The sequence below is a fragment of the Pseudalkalibacillus sp. SCS-8 genome, assembly GCF_040126055.1.
GTDB classification, from domain to species: Bacteria; Bacillota; Bacilli; order Bacillales; family Fictibacillaceae; genus Pseudalkalibacillus; species Pseudalkalibacillus nanhaiensis.
This window is the reverse complement of the sequence record NZ_CP143541.1, coordinates 3,183,833-3,201,683: the sequence shown is the minus strand read 5'-3', so window position 1 is coordinate 3,201,683 and position 17,851 is coordinate 3,183,833. Positions and strand designations below refer to the sequence as shown.

The window sequence follows — 17,851 nt, the reverse complement described above, 5'->3', positions numbered from 1 at the left end:
AAGTGGAAAGAGGTGAAGATTATGAAGGATATCCTTTTATTTGATGGAGAGTGCAACCTCTGTAATGGGATTGTCCAATTTGTCATCAAGCGAGATCCGGAGGCGCATTACCAGTTTGCTCCGTTACAAAGTGAAACAGGTCAAGCTCTTATGAAAAAGCATAATCTGCCAGACACATTGGATAGCTTCGTACTCATCAGAAAGAACAGCGCCTACACTCGATCGAGTGCGGCTCTGCGCGTATGTCGTCACCTAAAGGGGGCTTGGAAAGTTTTCATGGTCTTCCTTATCATTCCGAAACCGTTGCGAGATGCGATTTACAAATATATTGCGCGGAATCGATACAAATGGTTCGGAAAACGGGATGAATGTATGATTCCATCACCACAAATCCAGGATCGTTTTTTAACTTAAGCCGGAAAGGGGTGGCTCCCATGCATTCGTTTTATGAGGATGTTCTTGGTCCGACGTTTCAGCAGCTTCACCCTAAAATCCAACAGAAATTCAGTCTGTCCAGTGCGGATAACCAATCGATCCATTGTAAGGGAGTAATGGACGAAATGTCTGGGGCAACATGGTTTATGCCTGCAGTAAAGAAATTTGGACTTGAACGGAATTTGATTTTTCCTGAAAGAGGAGAAAATGTGCCGTTTGACCTTGAAATTTATGCGTTCAAGGATCCGAAGCGACGTGAAACACTATCGTGGATTCGCATCTTCCATTTCAAACAGACCAAACGACGTTTTGATTCCACGATGGTGTACAGTGATAAATACGGTGAAATCATGGATTATCTCGGGAACGTCCAGGCCACACCAGTCGGTATTGATTTGAAAGTGACAGAGACTGGGGGGCTTATCCTGAGTACGGATAAGCAGTACGTTTATGTTGGAGGAAAAAGACTCTCCATACCCTCGAAAGCTGTGGTCAAAGGGATCGTTCATGAGGAATATGATGACACGGAAGACCATTATAAAGTGGATATCACGGTACAAAATGCTGTTTTCGGGACTGTTTTCCGATATAAAGGGACCTTTCATATGGAGGTTCGCCATACGACGAAGGAGCAAATTCCTGATTATGCATATCCTTTTAAATATGATGAAAAAGGTTAGTGGACTTTTGTTTAAAAGTCCGTTTTTATTTTATTAGGATAATTTCACCATAACTGAATCTATTTAACTAAAAAAAGATAATACGACAAAATTAGCTAAGCCTTTCAAGGTTCTTCCTTTCCTGTCAATACTAGAGTAGAAGAACTTCCAAAAGGAAAAAGATCCTGTTTGCCCCCAGAATCCAGGGTTGTTTCAAACCTCTTTCTAGTAAGATCGATCCATACCCACACAAAATCTTGTACTTAAAGACTATTTCATTGCAGGAATTCCACAAGTATTGTAGAAAGGTACACAAAAGCAAGAACAATGTCGAACAATCTTGAGGAAGCGAGCACGTCAGAAAGCGCACCGTCATATTTTGAAACAAAAATGTAATATGATTTTGGGTTTTTTTGACGAAACGAGATGTTATAATTAATTGTGCGAATCAAGTGTAACAATCTATACTAAAATATTCTGCTTAAGATAAATAATAGAAACGCCACTCAGATACGACAGCAAAAGATACTACATAGGGTGTGATGAAGTTTGATCGAAATGATCGATGTGTGGAAAACCTATCCGAACGGTGTAATGGCACTGAACGGAATAGATGTCCATATTGACAAAGGGGATTTTGTCTACGTCGTTGGTCCTAGTGGTGCGGGAAAGTCTACATTCATCAAATGTATGTACCGCCAGGAGAAACCGACTAAAGGCAATATCATTATAAATGGAAAAAGTCTAACAAAGGTGAAGGAGCGTAACATTCCTTACCTGCGCCGTCAGATCGGTGTCGTTTTCCAGGACTTTAAGCTTTTACCGAAGTTATCAGTCTATGAAAATGTCGCGTTTGCTCTCGAGGTCATCGAGGAGTCACCTAAAGTAATCCGAAGACAAGTGATGGAAACATTAGAACTCGTAGGTCTCAAGAACAAAGCGCGATTCCTCCCGGATGAACTTTCCGGAGGAGAGCAACAGCGTGTTTCCATTGCACGTTCGATCGTAAACAAGCCACCGGTCTTGATTGCGGACGAGCCTACAGGAAACCTTGACCCCGAAACAGCATGGGGCATCATGGAAGTGTTCGACGAAATTTCGAACCGTGGGACTACTGTAGTTATGGCTACCCACAACAAAGAAATTGTAAACACAATCAAGAAGCGGGTCATTGCCATTGAAGGTGGAAGAATTGTCCGTGATGAGAAGAGGGGTGTCTACGGTTATGACGAAGCTACGAACCCTGTTCCGTCATATTAAAGAAGGATTCAAGAACCTGGGCCGGAACGGATGGATGTCGTTTGCATCTGTCAGTGCGGTTACAGTTACATTGTTGCTTGTCGGTGTGTTTCTGATCTTGCTTTTGAACATCAACGCAATTGCATCTCAAGTTGAAGATGATGTGGAGATCAAGGCATATCTGGAAAAAACAACGAAAGATGAACAGCATGATGAAATAGAGAAACAATTAAGCAGTATAGATCGGGTCGAAAGTGTGACGTTCGTCCCGAAGGAAGAAGGATTGGACAGTCTCATCGAGAGTCTCGGTGACCAAGGAAAAGTGTTCGAGTCACTTCGAAAAGAAAATCCTCTTCCGGATGCTTTCGCTGTAAAGACAGTAACCCCACAGGATACACCAGCAGTTGCAGCGAAAATTGAAGGCATCGAGAATGTTACGAAAGTGGAATATGGAAAAGGGACAGTCGAAAAGCTTTTCAAAGTGACGGATGCAGCCCGGAATGTCGGCATGATCCTGATTGTCGCACTGCTCTTTACGGCGATGTTCCTCATTGCCAATACGATTAAGATCACGATTGTCACAAGAGGAAGAGAGATTGAAATCATGAAGCTGGTTGGTGCAACGAATGCATTCATCAGATGGCCATTCTTCGTGGAAGGATTCCTCTTAGGTGTATTAGGAGCACTTGTCCCAATCGGCATTCTGATCCTTGCGTATCAATTCGTTTACGAAGCAGTCAGTATGAACCTTAAGACAGTGTTCATCCAGCTGTTGCCAGTCTATCCGCTCATGTTCCAGCTTGCCGGACTGCTAATCGTCATTGGAGCATTCATCGGAGTATGGGGAAGTATGACTTCTGTCCGTAAATTCTTGAAAGTCTAAGCAAATTGTTCAATTAACGGCTTGAATGCCAATAAATGTAGCACGAGTGTCAAGAGACCAGTCCAGAAGGTGCGAACGTCGATCACACCTTCTGGCTTACATAACTAAAAGATTTGAATGGGGGATGTAAGGTTGAAAAGGAAACTTATCGTGGCTGTGGCATCATTGAGCTTGTTGTTGGGTGGAGTACCAGGTATGACTGGTGGAAATGATGTACAGGCCAATTCACTCAAGGACAAGATTAATGAAGTAAAAGAGAAGAGAGCGGAAAATAAATCTGCTCGTAAAGAAACTGAAGCAGAAATCGCTTCAATCCAAAAACACCAGGAAGAAGTAAATGCCGAAATCAAAAAACTTAATGAGGAAGTAGCTGCAACAAAGAGTAAGATCCAAAAGAAAGAAGAAGAAATCAAAGAGACGAAGGAAGAAATCGCAAAGCTGAAAGAAGAAATTGCAGCTCTTGTAAAACGTATTGCTGAGCGTGACAAGATGTTGAAGGATCGAGTCACAGCGATGTATGAAAATGGTGGATCCGTCCAATACATAGAAGTATTACTTGGATCTAGCAGTTTCGGAGATTTCATCGACCGTGTCCTTGCATTGAATGAAATTGCAGCTCAGGACAAAGATATTCTTGAAGCGCATAAAGCCGATAAAAAAGCGGTAGAAGAAGCGAAAGCACAAGTTGAGAAAGAACTCGCTACTCTGAATGAGAAAAAGAAAGAGCTTGAAAGCTTGCGAGCAAGCTTGAACGCAAAAGTTGAACGTAAGAATGAGTTATTGCATGAATTGGAAGAAGAAGAAGAGCACATGCATGGCGAATTGATGAAGCTTGAAGATGAAGGCGACCTGTTGGCGAAGCAGCAGGCTGCATTTGAAGCTGAAAAACGTCGTCAAGAGGCAGAGGCTCGTAGAAAAGCGGCTGAAGAAAGGGAGAGAGCTAGGAAGAAAAACAGCTCAGCAAGCCCGGCACCAGCACCAGCACCTTCTGTATCCGGTGGCATGTTCTCACGTCCATCAGCTGGTAGAATCACTTCTACATTCGGTCCTCGTTGGGGCAGCATGCATGCTGGTATCGACATTGCACGGGCTGGCACAGTACCGATTGTGGCTTCTGCAGATGGTACGGTTATTAAGTCTTACCGTTCATCAAGTTACGGTAATGTCGTCTTTATCGCCCATTATATTAATGGACAAACCTATACAACGGTTTACGCGCATTTGAGAACGCGTTATGTTCAAAACGGTGCGACAGTAAGTAAAGGACAACAAATCGGTCTGATGGGGAATACTGGTCAATCGACTGGACAGCACTTGCACTTTGAAATCCACAAAGGACAATGGAATTCTAGCAAGTCGAACGCCATCGATCCACTACAATTCTTTAACTAATCGGATACAACCCTCGCTCATTGAATGGGACGAGGGTTGTTTTTATAAAGAGAATAGATTCTAGGGTGGTCCATCGCATTCAATTATGCCGTACCTATCCCCATAGTCCATTATTGAAAATTTTCCAAAAATATGAGGATGATTGTTGTGTCCTTGTAGGTTGTGTAGTAAGCTAAAAAGTGTAGTTTGTAAGTCGAATGTCACATTGTACAAAGAAGAAATCTAATAAAAAACATAAAGTGAACAAGCTGTTCATATAGTTTAGTGAGTAAGCGGATTGTACGGAACTTAGGGGGACCTTACTCATGTGAGAAGGCATCGCATCTTGATGGTGTGGTGCCTTTTCCTGCAAACACGATGAGGTGATGAAAAAGATGAACGTGAGAGGAAAAGTGGTTGCGCTTTTAGTGGCTGGCTCCCTTGCAGTCGGAGCAGGCGGTACATATGCCGGCATGTCGTTATTTTCAGATGTGGAACAAGGGTCGACATTACTCGATAAAGCTGCAGAAAACGGAACGAACTTAAAGGTAGGCAGTTCAGGAACAGATGAAGAGTTTGATAAAATTGAGCAAACCTATGAACTTATCACAGAGAAATATGTAGAAGATGTCGATAAGGAAAAGCTGTTGGAGGGCGCGATCCAGGGGATGGTGAATACCCTTGATGATCCTTATTCCGTGTACATGGACCCGAACACGGCTAAGCAATTCAACGATACGTTGGAATCCTCCTTTGAAGGAATCGGCGCTGAAGTGACGATGATGGACGGATATGTCACCATCGTCGCTCCATTTGAAAACTCACCTGCAGAAAAGGCAGGGCTCAAGCCTCATGACCAAATCGTCGCCATTAATGGTGAAAGTACGAAGGGTCTTGAGCTTTATGAGGCGGTTTTGAAGATTCGTGGAAAGAAGGGGACGACAGTCAAGCTTGAGGTCAAGCGTGCGGGGGTCAGCAATACGCTCGTCATTGAGGTGAAACGTGACGAAATCCCGATTGAAACGGTGTACTCGGAAATCATCAAAAAAGATGGGAAGAAAGTCGGTCACTTGAGAATCACATCGTTCTCTGAAAATACAGCGAAAGACTTTGAAGCCCATTTAAAACAGCTTGAGGACAAGAACATTGATGGTCTGATCATCGACGTTCGTGGAAATCCAGGTGGATTCTTGAACAGTGTGAGGGACATCGCGAAGCCGTTCATTACAAAGGCTGAACCGATTGTTCAGATTGAAGCAAGAACTGGCGAAAAGCAGCGCTTCTTCTCGAATACAACAGACAAAAAGGATTACCCGATTGTCGCTTTGATTGATAATGGTAGTGCTTCGGCATCTGAAATACTGGCAGCAGCCCTGAAGGAAGCTGGGGGTTATGATGTCGTAGGTGTAAGATCGTTCGGAAAAGGAACCGTTCAGCAAGCGGTTGAAATGGATGATGGCAGTTCGATTAAACTGACAATGTTCAAATGGCTGACACCGGACGGGAACTGGATCCATAAGGAAGGCGTCAAACCGACGGTGAAAGTGGAACAACCTGATTTCTACCGGGCAAATCCGATTACGATTGAAAAACCACTAGAATACGATATGACAGGTGAGCAGGTCAAGAATGTCCAGACGATCCTGAAAGGGCTCGGTTTCAATCCTGCGCGGACCGATGGATATTTTGACCAGAAGACAGAAACCGCCGTCAAAGCTTTCCAAAATGCCAATGACTTGTCACCGACAGGGAAAGTGGATAAAGATACTGCAACAATGATGGAGAAAAAGCTTCTTGAGAAAATCGACAGCGGTGATAATGATCAACAGCTCAAAACTGCGCTTGAAGTGCTGTTCAACGATTAATAAGCAGGATGAAGCCTTCATTCGTCGAATATATCCGTAGAAGATAAACTTCTACGGATTTTATTTTGGGGTTCTTTACGAAAGATTTAGGAGGACGTTACATGGATATCGGGGATATCATTTACCAATTATTCTTGTTTATGGTCTTGATCGGACTGGTTTCCGGGATCATTTTCATTTTCAAATATCTGCAGCAGAAGCTGAATCTTATGAAAGAGATCAACAGCAAGCTGGATCGGCTTATTGAAGAAAAACAGAAAGATTAGTGTGGGGGCATGACAATGCAGGAAATTCTTCTTAGTATTTTAAAAGGAATGGGATGGTTCTTTCTTAATCCTCTTTTCTATATCATCATCGTTTTAATCGGTATACACGCCACCATCCGAGTAAAAAGGGAGCGGAGCGACTTCCATGTCCGGGTCCATCATACAGTGGATGACTTCGTGAAGGGCATCATTCCGGGCCTGATCATCGGACTCATTTTTTCGGTGTTGACCATATTTGCTGGCATTCTCTTGCCCTTCGGCGTCATCGCAGTCATGTCCGTCTTTTACATACTTCTCGGATTAACGTTACGGAAAAACCTGTTCAATCCAGTCTTTGCAGGGACCCTGACGTACTTGGCAGCAGCTTATATGCCGTCGTTTGAAACTGGAGTGGCGGTGCTTGATGGATGGCTTACTGAACTTCAGAGCGCTTCTCTCGGCATGATTGCCTTACTGATTGCAGTGCTGGTCGTTGCTGAAGGCATTCTGATCATGTCCGTCGGTGCCCAGAACACATCTCCGATTCTGTTACGTGGAAAAAGAGGGAAAGGCATCGGGGCACATGTGATCAGCCGCATCTGGCTCGTGCCAATGTTCGTACTTATTCCTGGGACAGCAATCTCAACCAATAGCTGGTTTCCTTTACTCCAAATCGGAGAAACAGCAGTCGGATTGACACTTGTGCCGTTTGCAATTGGATTCCACCATGTCGTATCCCAATCCATGCCGGAACCTGTCGTGAAAAAGATTGGGGTCAGGTTCCTCTCGCTCGGTCTGATTTTGCTGGCTGGTGCAATCTCACTTCTTTATCTCGAATTGGAATGGCTTAGCATCGTGATTGTTGCTTTGGCTTTTGTCGGGCGTAATGCATTGATCTTGCATTACCGGAAGCTTGAGATCAAGCGAGCACCCTATTTCAGTGCCCTGAACGAAGGGATCCGTGTACTCGGGATCATTCCAGGGTCTCCGGCTTCCAAAATGAATGTGTCGATCGGGGAGCGGATTGTGAAGGTGAACGGAAGGAAGATGGAGCGCGTGGAGGATTTCTATGGGGCTGTCCAAAGCAATGCACAGTTCTGTAAGCTCGAAGTGCTCAACGCGAACGGAGACGTCCGCTTCGTGCAACGCTCGTTATACGAAAACGAGCATCATGAGCTCGGACTGCTCTTCGCCCAACCGGAAAAAGCAAAACGACGAAAAGTCGTCGGGTGACAATAAGCTTGTAAGAAGTAGAAAAACCGTCCAACAGGGCGGTTTTTTATCTTTACTTATATGGTAAAATCAGTAAAATGTAGTATAGTTAATTGGATAAGTACATTCGTATCATTTAGGGGGGAGGGGAAATCCATCGTTCATATTAGGTATAGTCTTTTTTTCATTATCCTTGGGTTTATCATTATGTTTATAAGTCCAAGCTTCGGAAGAATGTGGAATGATCAAATCAGATATAAGACCGATTTGTGGTTTTATGATTATTTGCTTCACACCCAGATTTTCATGATGCTCGGTTTTTGTTTTATCTTCTTCGGATTATTGAATTGGGCCGTACATACTTTGAAACAGCAGCATTAATAAAGTAATAGCTATGTTAACTGCATTGTTGCTTTTATTAATCTAAAGAAGAGAGTGGCCTTAGCCACTCTCTTCATCATAAAGATAATCTCATCGATTGTATCGATACAGTTCTTCACCTCTTGCAAAGTAGATGTCGCCGTTCTTATCCATTCCGAAGAGGGAGGCGTTCGGTTCGAGTACTTCATAATCCCAGGTTTCCGGGTCGAACGTAAAGATACCTTGTTCCGTCCGTCCGTAAAATTGTCCATCGTTTGGATCGAATTGCAGGTGTGCACTTCTCCATGAGTGTCCGAGCTTGCTCCAATCAAATGGGAACAGCTCTTTCGAACCGAGGACTTCTTTCGTTTCTGGATCGAACTTAAAAATCGTATTGATGGTGATTCCCCATAAGTATTCGTCATCATCGAAGCTCAAAGCGGAAACAGCGCGATGTCCAGGTACTGGCACGGCTTCAAAGGTCTTCACATTGTCTTCGGTATCCCAGATGAAGATCTTACCATCTTCCTCGGTTGGTGGTGTGCCCAAGCCGCCCCAGACGCTTGTGCCGCCATAGACCAGCTCATCATCGTAAGCGAGGGAGATGATGCTTTGATTGTGTACGATATTCGTAAACGTTTCGTACGTTTTCGACGTTTCTTTATCCTCCTCTTCATCCGATTCCTCAGCTTCGTCGTCTGACTCGTCCTCATCCTCTTCACGTTCATAAATAACACTCAATGAACCGCCTAACTTACCATAATCCGGGACAGTACCGACATAGACAGCTTCTTCTCCTTGTGTCCATGCGAATGGACGGTCCTGTCCTTCGGATTTCAGGCTGAACAACAGCTCCGGATTGGCGACGACTGAAGCATTGATGTCATACGGTTTTGTCGGATCATACCGGTACATTTTCGCTTCTGGATAGATGCCCATATACAAATATTTGTCCGTTGCAATCATGCCCTCTGTCTGGCCGTTACCAGAGAACGCCTTGAAGGTATCTGTTGTCTGATCATATCGTGTCAAACCACCTGACATATAGGCACTCGTATAAATATGATCATCTAGTCCAACTGCGAGGGACTGAATATTGATCGGTTCACCCTTGATTTGAGCTTTGACCATTTTATGATTACCGGTCTGTGGATTATAGATCCAATAATTCCCGTCATAGCGGATTGAAATCAGACTTTGGCCAGGATAATCTGGTTCATTTAATGTGATCCACCTCATATCGCGTGCCGACCATAATCCGCTGACTGGTGTGTCTTGGATGGTGTAATCATTCAAATTATACTTCTTCAGATCGCCATTCCTCTTGATGAAATAGACGCTATTGTCTGGACCGAGCTTTGAGACGTCCAAGCCTTTCACGTCCGGGATTTGATCAATCCATTTTTTCTGATTAAGGTCATAGACAAGAAGGGTGGCAGAGCCCGTGACACGTGCAAATAGATGTTTGCCGGCAACATCCAAGTCATAGACGAATTTGTCACCCTCATAGCCTGCTGGAAGCGGAATCTCCTGCTTTGCACCTGTTGCAATGTCGATTTCAACGAGCTGTGCTTTTTGGGAACCGAGGCCTGCATAAACTTTGCCGTTCACAGCATCAATACTGCGGACATATTGCTGTCCTTCTACGACCTTTCCGTAATCGGTGAAGGAATCAGTTGATGGATCATACATATAGACCTTCCCGTTCGGATACGTTCCGCCGAATACGCGTCCCTCTTCATCAACAGTTATGCGCCACATATAGTTCTCGGAAGCGACAGGTCTCCCGAAGCTACGTAATTCCCCAGTTTCAGTCGAGTAGTGATAAAATTTATCACTTGCTGCAATGTAAACGTTTCCATTATTGTCCGTGTCGACTCCCCAGGCGAAGGATGCTCCTTCTAATGCGACACTATCAACACGATCTCCTGATGCGGGGTCAATCACATTCAATACAGCAGGCTCACCATTGGCTACGGCAAATATGTATTCACTGCCGTCGACAGAAGGTCCGTAGGTTGCCCCCATGATGGCTACACTATAATGGGGAATCCCCAGCTTTTCGGTTTTGCTTGAAGCTGCTTGGAATGAGGTTGTGGAGAAACAAGCCAAGAGTAGCAGAGTGGATAAGATCACGCTTAGTCCTTTCTTCAAATGAACGCCTCCCTTTATTCATTTCGTAAAAAACCAGACATGTACCAATACTTTCATAGTAAAGAGCATGGAGGCGTTGTGACAATAGAATCAGCAATTCACGTCGACTTAAGGACAGAAGTTTTGGGACGAATCCGTCCAGCATACGTTCTAGCTAAGGATGGAAGTCCAACGGGCAGGGATTCCCGGTTATTTTTACACGGATTAAAGACATGCTAGTTCTCTACAAAATAAAGGCTCTTTTAAAGAATGTAGTTGGGTTTGGACAGCTTCAGGCGGACGCTTTCCGCCGGCAACGCTTCAGCCTCCTCACTTCCACAGGATGTGGTGGCTTCGACGTTCACCACAGGACGTGGTGGTTGTTAGTCGAAGAACCTTAATCCCTCACTCTGCGGGGTCTTCAGCTGTTGCTTTTCCCGCTGGAGTCGCTGCCTTACGCTTCTATATCAACAAAAAAAGCCATCCCGACAGCTCTTTGTCAGAATGACTTCCTATGATACGTTCAGTTCCTTCAAACGGTAGATTTGTCTTGGTCTACCTCTCGTCGTAATTTTTTCCGTTCCGACAATTTCAATCAGTTCAGCATCGAGCCATTGAAGAAGGATGCGATGGGCGCTCCGGGTAGTGATATTGAGAATTTTTGCGAGCTCGTGGGCTGTGAATTCATTCAGCCTTTTCCGCTGGATGATTGCCATCAACTTATTCAGGTAGGCAGGCGATGCCCCCATTTCTTTCGCTTTTTCGACAAGGTCCTGATCCGTGACGGAAAGGTCATAGGTGAGGGGAGGTCCCATTTCGAGCGGCCCGATGACATTCTTATCTTCTCTGACGATAAAACAAGAGTTTCCTTCAAAATTCCGGGACTGTCCTAATGCGATACCGGCATGAACCCCAGCTTCAAATGCGGAGAAACCGAACCCGACACCGATGTTGACGGTCACCTTTTCTCTCGCCTCTTGTATGATTGGAAGGAATTTATAGCCCTGGGTGATCCGTTCGAACACACCTCGAGTCGTTATCAGGTCATACTCGTAGTCGTTTTTCATCGTAATATGTCCATCCAATTGTTCCGCATAGGTGGTCACTTGTTGCTTGAAATTCGTCAGTACTTGTTCTTTTAACTCTTTCGTTTCCCCAAGTGGTTGCACATGAATTGACCCGATGACGACCTGCGACTCTCTTTTTCTCCTGGATTGTGTGGAAAGCAAGGCTCTTTCAAGGGCGACGACCATATCTTCCTGCGTCGGTGTCACCCAATGGCTCGGTATGCCGGATTCATCCAAATGGTCTGCAATGACTTTCATCCCTGTCAAAACAGCGTCCGTCCTCCCCGAATAAAAGAGCTCCTTATGGAACTCGATGATATTTTCAGCAATATCAAGAGTGGCGCTCATTTGAAAGGGAAGGGCTTCAATCGTTTCATCCAAATCTTCGACGACCTTGGTAAAGTCCTCATGGGACAAGGAATCAATCGAGATTGTGTTCAGTTCAGACGATCTTTTATGTAATTCATAAAGAGCTTTGTAAAGACTGGAGCCCTTTAACGGGATATAATGCGCTGGCATGTGCCCCGGAATGACATGCTTGGAGATGGAATATGGGATTGAACCTGAATAAAAAAGAACTTCAACCTCATCAAGGAGTTCCTTCGTGAATGTTGGTGCGTCGAAAATGTTGTCGGAAACCCGGTAGATTGGATTGAAGTTCGGAAAATGGGCTAATGCATGCTTCAGTTCATCCTTGATTCGATTAGGCCCGATGATTCCGATGTTGATGGAAATGGAAGGCATAGGAAGAACACCTCGATCATGTGTAAAATTAAAAGAACACCTTCTTAGAAAATTCTTTACTTCGAGTGTAATTCCTGCCGCCATGTTGCAGCATTTTCTTCTACGAATCGGTCATTGCATAAGTGTGGATAAGCTTTTTTCACCCTTTCGATTTCTTCTCGTTGTCCAGGACTCAACTTTTCATGATCGGAGAGGCACCATGATCCTTTCAGCAACCCTTGCTGGGCCAGCACTTCATTGATTCCGGCGATGCAGCCTTTGAATTGATTCTGGGTATCAAACAAGGCAGCATTTATGTCTGTTACTTCTGCCGCAATCGTAAGCCATTCACTGTCTATGATGCCACTCTTCTTGGCAGCTTGAATCCGTTGGAACAGGTCGACAGCTTCCTTCGTCCATACGGCCCAGTGACCAAGCAGTCCTCCTACGATTTCCTTCGTTACGACTTCATAGCCGACAGGGAAGCGATAGGTCGTAAGAAGATCGATTACGATATTATCATCATTTCCGGTATACAAGGCGATCTCGTCCCGACGAGAAGACTCACAAACGGCTCGGACAACATCTAACGTTTGATACCTGTTGAAGGGTGCCATTTTAACGGCATGGACATTATCAATCTCACAAAACGCTTTCCAGAAATCAAAGGATAACGTCCGTCCTCCAACAGCGGTTTGCAAATAAAAGCCGAATACAGGCATGATGTCGGCTACTTTTTTTGTGCGTTCAAGAAGCTCCTCTTCACTCAAATCGTTCAAGCCCCCCATACTTAAAAGGACAAGATCGTATCCGAGGCGTCTCGCGATTTCCGCTTCCTTAACAGCTTGACTGATTGGCCCACTCACACCGGCTACCTTGATGAACGGTCCGGTTTTACCGTGCGTTTGGACTTCTTCAGCAGCAAGCTGGAGAACGCGCTCATAAAGCCGATGTTCCCTGATTTCGAATTGGGTCGTATGGACACCGACTGCGATACCACCTGCGCCTGCATCAAGGTAATAACGGGTTAGTGCTCGTTGGCCGTCCGTATCCAATGTGCGATCCTCATGCAGTGCAAGAGGATGGGCAGGAATGACGGTTCCCTCATGAAGCAATGCTTTAATATCTGGCTTCAGCATCCTAAAAAGCTCCTTTACGTTCTTGAAAATGGGTCGGTTTGTTGAGGGTTGCCCCGTCAGCATTGATCCATTCCACTGTCCAGTTGATCATTTGCATCAATGTCACTTTCGGATATCCGAAAAGCTGATGGGCTTTGGACGCATTAGAAAGTAGTGCAGTAGGTCGTTCTTCATTATTGAAGACGGGTTCTACACCGAAAGCCTCACCAAACATCTCTGCCAACCATCGGATGGATACTGTCTCAGGTCCAGTCACATTCAAGATATTCGGAGGATTCGTACAATGACGTAACGACCGGAGTGCGTAGGTGTTTGCATCTCCTTGCCAGATGACATTGACGTGACCCATGGAGAGATCAATCGGTCGCCCTGATTTCACCTGATTGGCGATTTCGTGCAGGATACCATAACGCATATCGATGGCATAATTCAGTCGGAAAAAGAGCACAGGCGTATTGTTTTGCTTGGAAAAATGTGTTGTGATGCGCTCCCTTCCTAAGCAGGACTGCGCATATTCACCTAGCGGGTCTGCTGGGGTCTTTTCATCGACGCATTTCTGGGTGATTGTCGAGAACGGATAGACGTTTCCTGTTGAAAAGACGACGATTCTTGAATTCTTGAAACGCTCGGCAACGCGCCCTGGCAGGTACGTGTTCATCGCCCATGTAAAGGATTCGTTACCAGATGTTCCAAATTTCGTCCCTGCCATATAGATGATGTTCTTCATTTCGGGAAGATCATCCAGATCCTCTTCATTCAACAGATCAGCTGCAATCGTTTTGATACCTGCAGCCTCAAGCTCCTCTTGTAATTCAGGTGAAGAGAAGCGCGAAACACCGTAAATGGTTTTCGCTTTCGTACCTTTGTCGACAGCCCTTTTTGCAAGCTTTGCAAGGGTCGGTCCCATCTTACCGCCTACACCGAGGATCATGATATCCCCATCCAATGAATCAAGGTCATCGATCAATTCCTGAGTCGGTGAGCACATGACATGCTCAAGCTCTTCCAATGTCTGCATACCTTCAACTCCTTCATTTCCTTCTTATTCCTGATTGTAAGTTGACCCTTATTTTCAAAACAAGTCTTTATGATGTCTTTAAATCGTATGAGGAAACATGAACCAGCTGGCATGAGAAGATACGAAACTCTGGTCTACAATTGGTTCATCATAAGAGAGTCTTATAACGAAAGGGAAATCCTCGATATCTGTTGTGTGTCTTTAAATAGAGTAGATTTCTAAATAGTCATAAAATTCATTAAATTCAATTGACTGCTTCATCATTCTTACTTATTCTGTAAATGAAGAACCAGATGTGAACCAGTTGGGTGTTGGATGCATTGCAAATTAAAGGGAGGGTAAAAAATGAGAGGAAAGAAAACATTTTCATTCATGATGGTTATGATGTTGGTTGCGTCGATGATCTTGAGTGCTTGTAGTGACCAGGAAGCTTCCAATGACGCAGATGGAAAAGTAGAAGGTGAGATTACAGTTTGGACAATGCCGTTTGTTGGTGAGGATTTGAAGGATAAACAGACGAAGATGTGGGATGACATCAAATCGACCTTTGAAGAGAAGTACCCGGATGCAACGGTCAAGTTCGAAGAAATACCTTGGGCGAATCGTGAACAGAAGATTTTGACAGCCCTTGCAGCCAACTCTGGACCAGATGTCTTTTATATCATTCCGGATCAGATGACCCAATTTGCAGACAAAGGCGTCCTCGAACCACTATCCAAGTATTTAGAGGATGAAGATACAGAAGATTTTACGGAATCATCCTTAGAAGCAGCTACATATGGGGGTAAATTGTATGCGCTTCCAATCTTAAGAGAGGTGCAGACGTATTACTACAATACAACGATTTTAGAAGAACTCGGTCTCGATCCGAACAGTCTCCCAACGACATGGGCGGAATATGAGGACTGGGCAAAGAAAGCAGTTGACGCTGGGTATTATGCACGGAACTTTGAAGGATCGAACACCCTGAATGCCACGCTTTATCCATTGATCTGGCAAGCAGGTGGAGAAATCCTTACGCCAGAAGGTGAAGTGAAGGTCAACGATGCTGCGGCAGTCAAAGCGTTCAAAAAGGTGAATGAATGGTATCAAAAAGAATATATCCCTAAGGATTCAATCAACGCTTTGAATCAATTCAACTTATTCATGGAAAACAAGATGATGTCAGGATGGTATGCGCAATCAGCCATAACAGCGATGAAATCAGAAGGATTTGAAGATTACGTCATCGGACCACCGTTGAAGGAAGAGGAAACAGCAGGATTCGGTGTAACAGGAATGTTCACGATGCCTTCAAACAGCAAGAACAAACCGACGGCTGCTGCCTTCATTAAACATATCACGAATAAAGACAATACGATCCAATTCAACGAGTTGACGGGTTATTTACCACCAAGGGAATCAGCGGCAAGCATGTTTGATGACAACCCGAAAATGAAGCAGCTTTCAGAGTACGTCCAATATGCAAAACCTGGCGTCATGCACCCGGCTTCTCGTAGTGTCATTCCGAAAGTCCAAGCAGAAGTACAGGCGATGCTTGAAGGTACGAAATCACCGGAGGAAGCTGCAAAAGCTGCAGCAGAAGCGATACAATCTGAAGTCGACAAATTGGATTGATGAATAGGTTGGTTCGATAGGTGAGTTTCTTTGCTCACCTATCTTCCATTCCAGCAAGTTTAGCAAGGATGCGTTTACGGTCTATACATAAAGGTGGTGACATTCAATGGAAAACCCGAACCTCTCTATACGAACGTCCGCAAGGGAAAAACGTGTGAAAAAACCGTTGATTGACCGAATGAAGACGGAATTCAATAAGAATGCCATCGTCTATGTGTTCTTGATTCCGATCCTGATCCACTTCTTCATCTTTCAATTGTTCCCGATCGGCTTCAGTCTTGTGCTGACTTTCATGGACTGGCCGGTCATCGGGACGCCGACCTTTGTCGGACTTGAAAACTGGAAGCAATTTTTTCAGGACAAACTTGCCTGGAAAGCGATCTGGGTCACGATCAAGTTTTCTGTCATGTACATCTTACCCACGATGGCACTGGGACTTGTACTTGCCCTCTTGATTGATTCCGGACGCAAAGCATCAGGGATTTTCAAAGGGATCTTCTTCCTGCCTGTCGTCACATCCTTTGTTGTCATTTCGGGAATCTGGGCATGGCTCTTCAAAGGGACGAAGGAAGGATTCATCAATGGGATGTTCGCGCTTATCGGACTTGAGCCGCAGCTCTTTTTGGCGAGCTCGAAGCAAGCGTTGTGGGTTCTTGCTGCTTTAAGTATCTTCAAGGTTTGTGGAAGTACGATGATCTATTACTTCGCTGGGCTTCAATCCATTCCCGGCGAATATTATGAAGCGGCTAGAATCGATGGGGCGAATAAATGGAAGACATTCTGGAAAATCACGTTTCCTTTATTGCTGCCGATCCATTTCTATGTCGGCATTATTACGACGATTGGATCATTCCAAATCTTTGATTCAGCGTATCTGTTGACCGGTGGTGGTCCGAACTATGCGACGACGACCATCGTGTACTATCTCTATCAAGAAGGATTCAATTCGTTACGTCTCGGATATGCAAGTGTTCTAGCGTATATTTTGTTCTTCATCGTTTTCGGATTATCGCTCTTGCAACGAAAGTATTTAAGTAAAGATGTCAGCTATAAGTAAAGGGGGAAAAAGCATATGGCAATTCGCTCATGGCCGCTATACCTGTTTCTCACCGCACTCAGTCTAATGTTTTTGATCCCCTTCGTCATCATGTTGCTGGGATCATTCCAGAATATTGAACAGGCGATCGGAAGCCCATCGGAATGGTTGGATGCTGAGTTCACGGTCCAAAACTTCATTTATATCTTTACAAACAATGACTTTGCAAGATGGATCTTCAATTCAATCATCATTACGATTGTTCCGGTCTTTTCCCAGATGTTCTTTTGTGCAGTGCTTGGCTATATTTTCGCAAAAAAAGAATTCCCATTTAAGAATGTGATTTTCTGGGGGATGATGGCAGTCGTCATGATGCCAGGTCAGCTCCTCATCATTCCACGCTATATCATGTTCAGTGAATTTCAGTGGATCAATACGTATCTTCCGTTAATCGTTCCGGAAATCTGGGGAATCATGGGGGTCTTCTTCGTCAGGCAGTATATGATGACCCTTCCGAAGGATTTGGAGGAAGCGGCCTATATCGATGGAGCCAATGATTTCACGATCTTCTGGCGAATCATGCTCCCGTTGTGTAAGCCCGTGATTGCGACGGTCGGAACCTTCTCATTCATCACGAACTGGAACGATTTCTTTACACCGTTGATTTTCATGACGGAGTCGAAAATGTATCCCATCACGGTCGGACTCGCGTCGATGTTAAGTCGTGAAGGTCATTTTGGAATTGAGATGGCTGGTGCGGTCGTTTCTTTCATTCCGACGTTTTTGATTTTCTTATTCTTCCAGCGCTATTTTGTAAAAGGAATCGCACTGACAGGTATGAAATGATTT

Annotated in this window: 15 protein-coding genes; 11 read left to right on the top strand and 4 right to left on the bottom strand. The window is 44.6% G+C overall.

Annotated features, from left to right (window positions below; genetic code table 11):
* The first annotated feature begins 21 nt into the window (after positions 1–21).
* From V1497_RS16555 to V1497_RS16520, 8 genes are all read left to right on the top strand, one after another.
* Positions 22–414, top strand: coding sequence for a thiol-disulfide oxidoreductase DCC family protein (locus tag V1497_RS16555; protein WP_349408619.1), 393 nt, complete (start codon positions 22–24; stop codon positions 412–414).
* Between the two features lie 20 nt (positions 415–434).
* Entirely contained in the window at positions 435–1,115 is a 681-nt protein-coding gene (locus V1497_RS16550) for a DUF4166 domain-containing protein (protein WP_349408618.1), read from the top strand.
* Positions 1,116–1,643: 528 nt separating this feature from the next.
* Positions 1,644–2,354, top strand: a complete 711-nt coding sequence (gene ftsE / locus V1497_RS16545; protein ID WP_349408617.1) for a cell division ATP-binding protein FtsE — start codon at positions 1,644–1,646, stop codon at positions 2,352–2,354.
* Positions 2,320–3,216, top strand: coding sequence for a permease-like cell division protein FtsX (ftsX, locus tag V1497_RS16540; protein ID WP_349408616.1), 897 nt, complete (start codon positions 2,320–2,322; stop codon positions 3,214–3,216). The genes ftsE and ftsX overlap by 35 nt, the downstream gene beginning before the upstream one ends.
* A 132-nt stretch (positions 3,217–3,348) precedes the next feature.
* Complete coding sequence (locus tag V1497_RS16535) at positions 3,349–4,608, top strand: murein hydrolase activator EnvC family protein (protein ID WP_349408615.1); 1,260 nt, start codon at positions 3,349–3,351, stop codon at positions 4,606–4,608.
* A 374-nt stretch (positions 4,609–4,982) separates the two neighbouring features.
* Positions 4,983–6,452 carry a S41 family peptidase gene (locus V1497_RS16530; RefSeq protein ID WP_349408614.1) on the top strand — a complete coding sequence of 490 codons (1,470 nt, stop codon included), beginning with the start codon at positions 4,983–4,985 and terminating at the stop codon, positions 6,450–6,452.
* A 101-nt stretch (positions 6,453–6,553) separates the two neighbouring features.
* Positions 6,554–6,718: a DUF4083 family protein gene (locus V1497_RS16525; RefSeq protein ID WP_349408613.1), complete on the top strand. Its 165-nt coding sequence runs from the start codon at positions 6,554–6,556 to the stop codon at positions 6,716–6,718.
* A gap of 15 nt (positions 6,719–6,733) precedes the next feature.
* On the top strand, positions 6,734–7,930 hold the full coding sequence (locus V1497_RS16520) for a PDZ domain-containing protein (RefSeq protein ID WP_349408612.1): 1,197 nt from the start codon (positions 6,734–6,736) through the stop codon (positions 7,928–7,930).
* A 450-nt stretch (positions 7,931–8,380) separates the two neighbouring features.
* Here the strand turns inward: V1497_RS16520 and V1497_RS16515 are convergent, their stop codons facing one another.
* The 4 genes from V1497_RS16515 to V1497_RS16500 all read right to left on the bottom strand — a co-directional run bounded on the left by V1497_RS16515 (position 8,381) and on the right by V1497_RS16500 (position 14,349).
* Entirely contained in the window at positions 8,381–10,423 is a 2,043-nt protein-coding gene (locus V1497_RS16515; RefSeq protein ID WP_349408611.1) for a hypothetical protein, read from the bottom strand.
* Between the two features lie 491 nt (positions 10,424–10,914).
* Positions 10,915–12,213 (bottom strand): hypothetical protein, encoded by a 1,299-nt coding sequence (locus V1497_RS16510; protein WP_349408610.1) that lies wholly within the window; start codon positions 12,211–12,213, stop codon positions 10,915–10,917.
* 56 nt (positions 12,214–12,269) lie between these two features.
* Positions 12,270–13,331: a dihydrodipicolinate synthase family protein gene (locus V1497_RS16505; protein WP_349408609.1), complete on the bottom strand. Its 1,062-nt coding sequence runs from the start codon at positions 13,329–13,331 to the stop codon at positions 12,270–12,272.
* A 1-nt stretch (position 13,332) separates the two neighbouring features.
* Complete coding sequence (locus V1497_RS16500) at positions 13,333–14,349, bottom strand: NAD(P)-dependent oxidoreductase (RefSeq protein WP_349408608.1); 1,017 nt, start codon at positions 14,347–14,349, stop codon at positions 13,333–13,335.
* A gap of 345 nt (positions 14,350–14,694) precedes the next feature.
* On the opposite strand from V1497_RS16500, the gene V1497_RS16495 reads away from it, so the two are divergent.
* The 3 genes from V1497_RS16495 to V1497_RS16485 all read left to right on the top strand — a co-directional run bounded on the left by V1497_RS16495 (position 14,695) and on the right by V1497_RS16485 (position 17,848).
* Complete coding sequence (locus V1497_RS16495) at positions 14,695–15,966, top strand: ABC transporter substrate-binding protein (RefSeq protein WP_349408607.1); 1,272 nt, start codon at positions 14,695–14,697, stop codon at positions 15,964–15,966.
* Positions 15,967–16,144: 178 nt separating this feature from the next.
* The gene (locus V1497_RS16490) at positions 16,145–17,023 is read left to right on the top strand and encodes a carbohydrate ABC transporter permease (protein ID WP_414703648.1); all 879 of its coding nucleotides are present in this window, start codon (positions 16,145–16,147) and stop codon (positions 17,021–17,023) included.
* Positions 17,024–17,038: 15 nt separating this feature from the next.
* Positions 17,039–17,848: a carbohydrate ABC transporter permease gene (locus V1497_RS16485; RefSeq protein ID WP_349408605.1), complete on the top strand. Its 810-nt coding sequence runs from the start codon at positions 17,039–17,041 to the stop codon at positions 17,846–17,848.
* Positions 17,849–17,851: the final 3 nt, after the last annotated feature.

Coding starts and splice junctions, on each gene's coding strand:
- V1497_RS16555 (WP_349408619.1), top strand. CDS start 22: ATGAAGGATATCCTTTTATTTGATGGAGAGTGCAACCTCTGTAATGGG.
- V1497_RS16550 (WP_349408618.1), top strand. CDS start 435: ATGCATTCGTTTTATGAGGATGTTCTTGGTCCGACGTTTCAGCAGCTT.
- ftsX (WP_349408616.1), top strand. CDS start 2,320: ATGACGAAGCTACGAACCCTGTTCCGTCATATTAAAGAAGGATTCAAG.
- V1497_RS16530 (WP_349408614.1), top strand. CDS start 4,983: ATGAACGTGAGAGGAAAAGTGGTTGCGCTTTTAGTGGCTGGCTCCCTT.
- V1497_RS16525 (WP_349408613.1), top strand. CDS start 6,554: ATGGATATCGGGGATATCATTTACCAATTATTCTTGTTTATGGTCTTG.
- V1497_RS16520 (WP_349408612.1), top strand. CDS start 6,734: ATGCAGGAAATTCTTCTTAGTATTTTAAAAGGAATGGGATGGTTCTTT.
- V1497_RS16510 (WP_349408610.1), bottom strand. CDS start 12,213: ATGCCTTCCATTTCCATCAACATCGGAATCATCGGGCCTAATCGAATC.
- V1497_RS16505 (WP_349408609.1), bottom strand. CDS start 13,331: ATGCTGAAGCCAGATATTAAAGCATTGCTTCATGAGGGAACCGTCATT.
- V1497_RS16500 (WP_349408608.1), bottom strand. CDS start 14,349: ATGCAGACATTGGAAGAGCTTGAGCATGTCATGTGCTCACCGACTCAG.
- V1497_RS16495 (WP_349408607.1), top strand. CDS start 14,695: ATGAGAGGAAAGAAAACATTTTCATTCATGATGGTTATGATGTTGGTT.
- V1497_RS16490 (WP_414703648.1), top strand. CDS start 16,145: ATGAAGACGGAATTCAATAAGAATGCCATCGTCTATGTGTTCTTGATT.
- V1497_RS16485 (WP_349408605.1), top strand. CDS start 17,039: ATGGCAATTCGCTCATGGCCGCTATACCTGTTTCTCACCGCACTCAGT.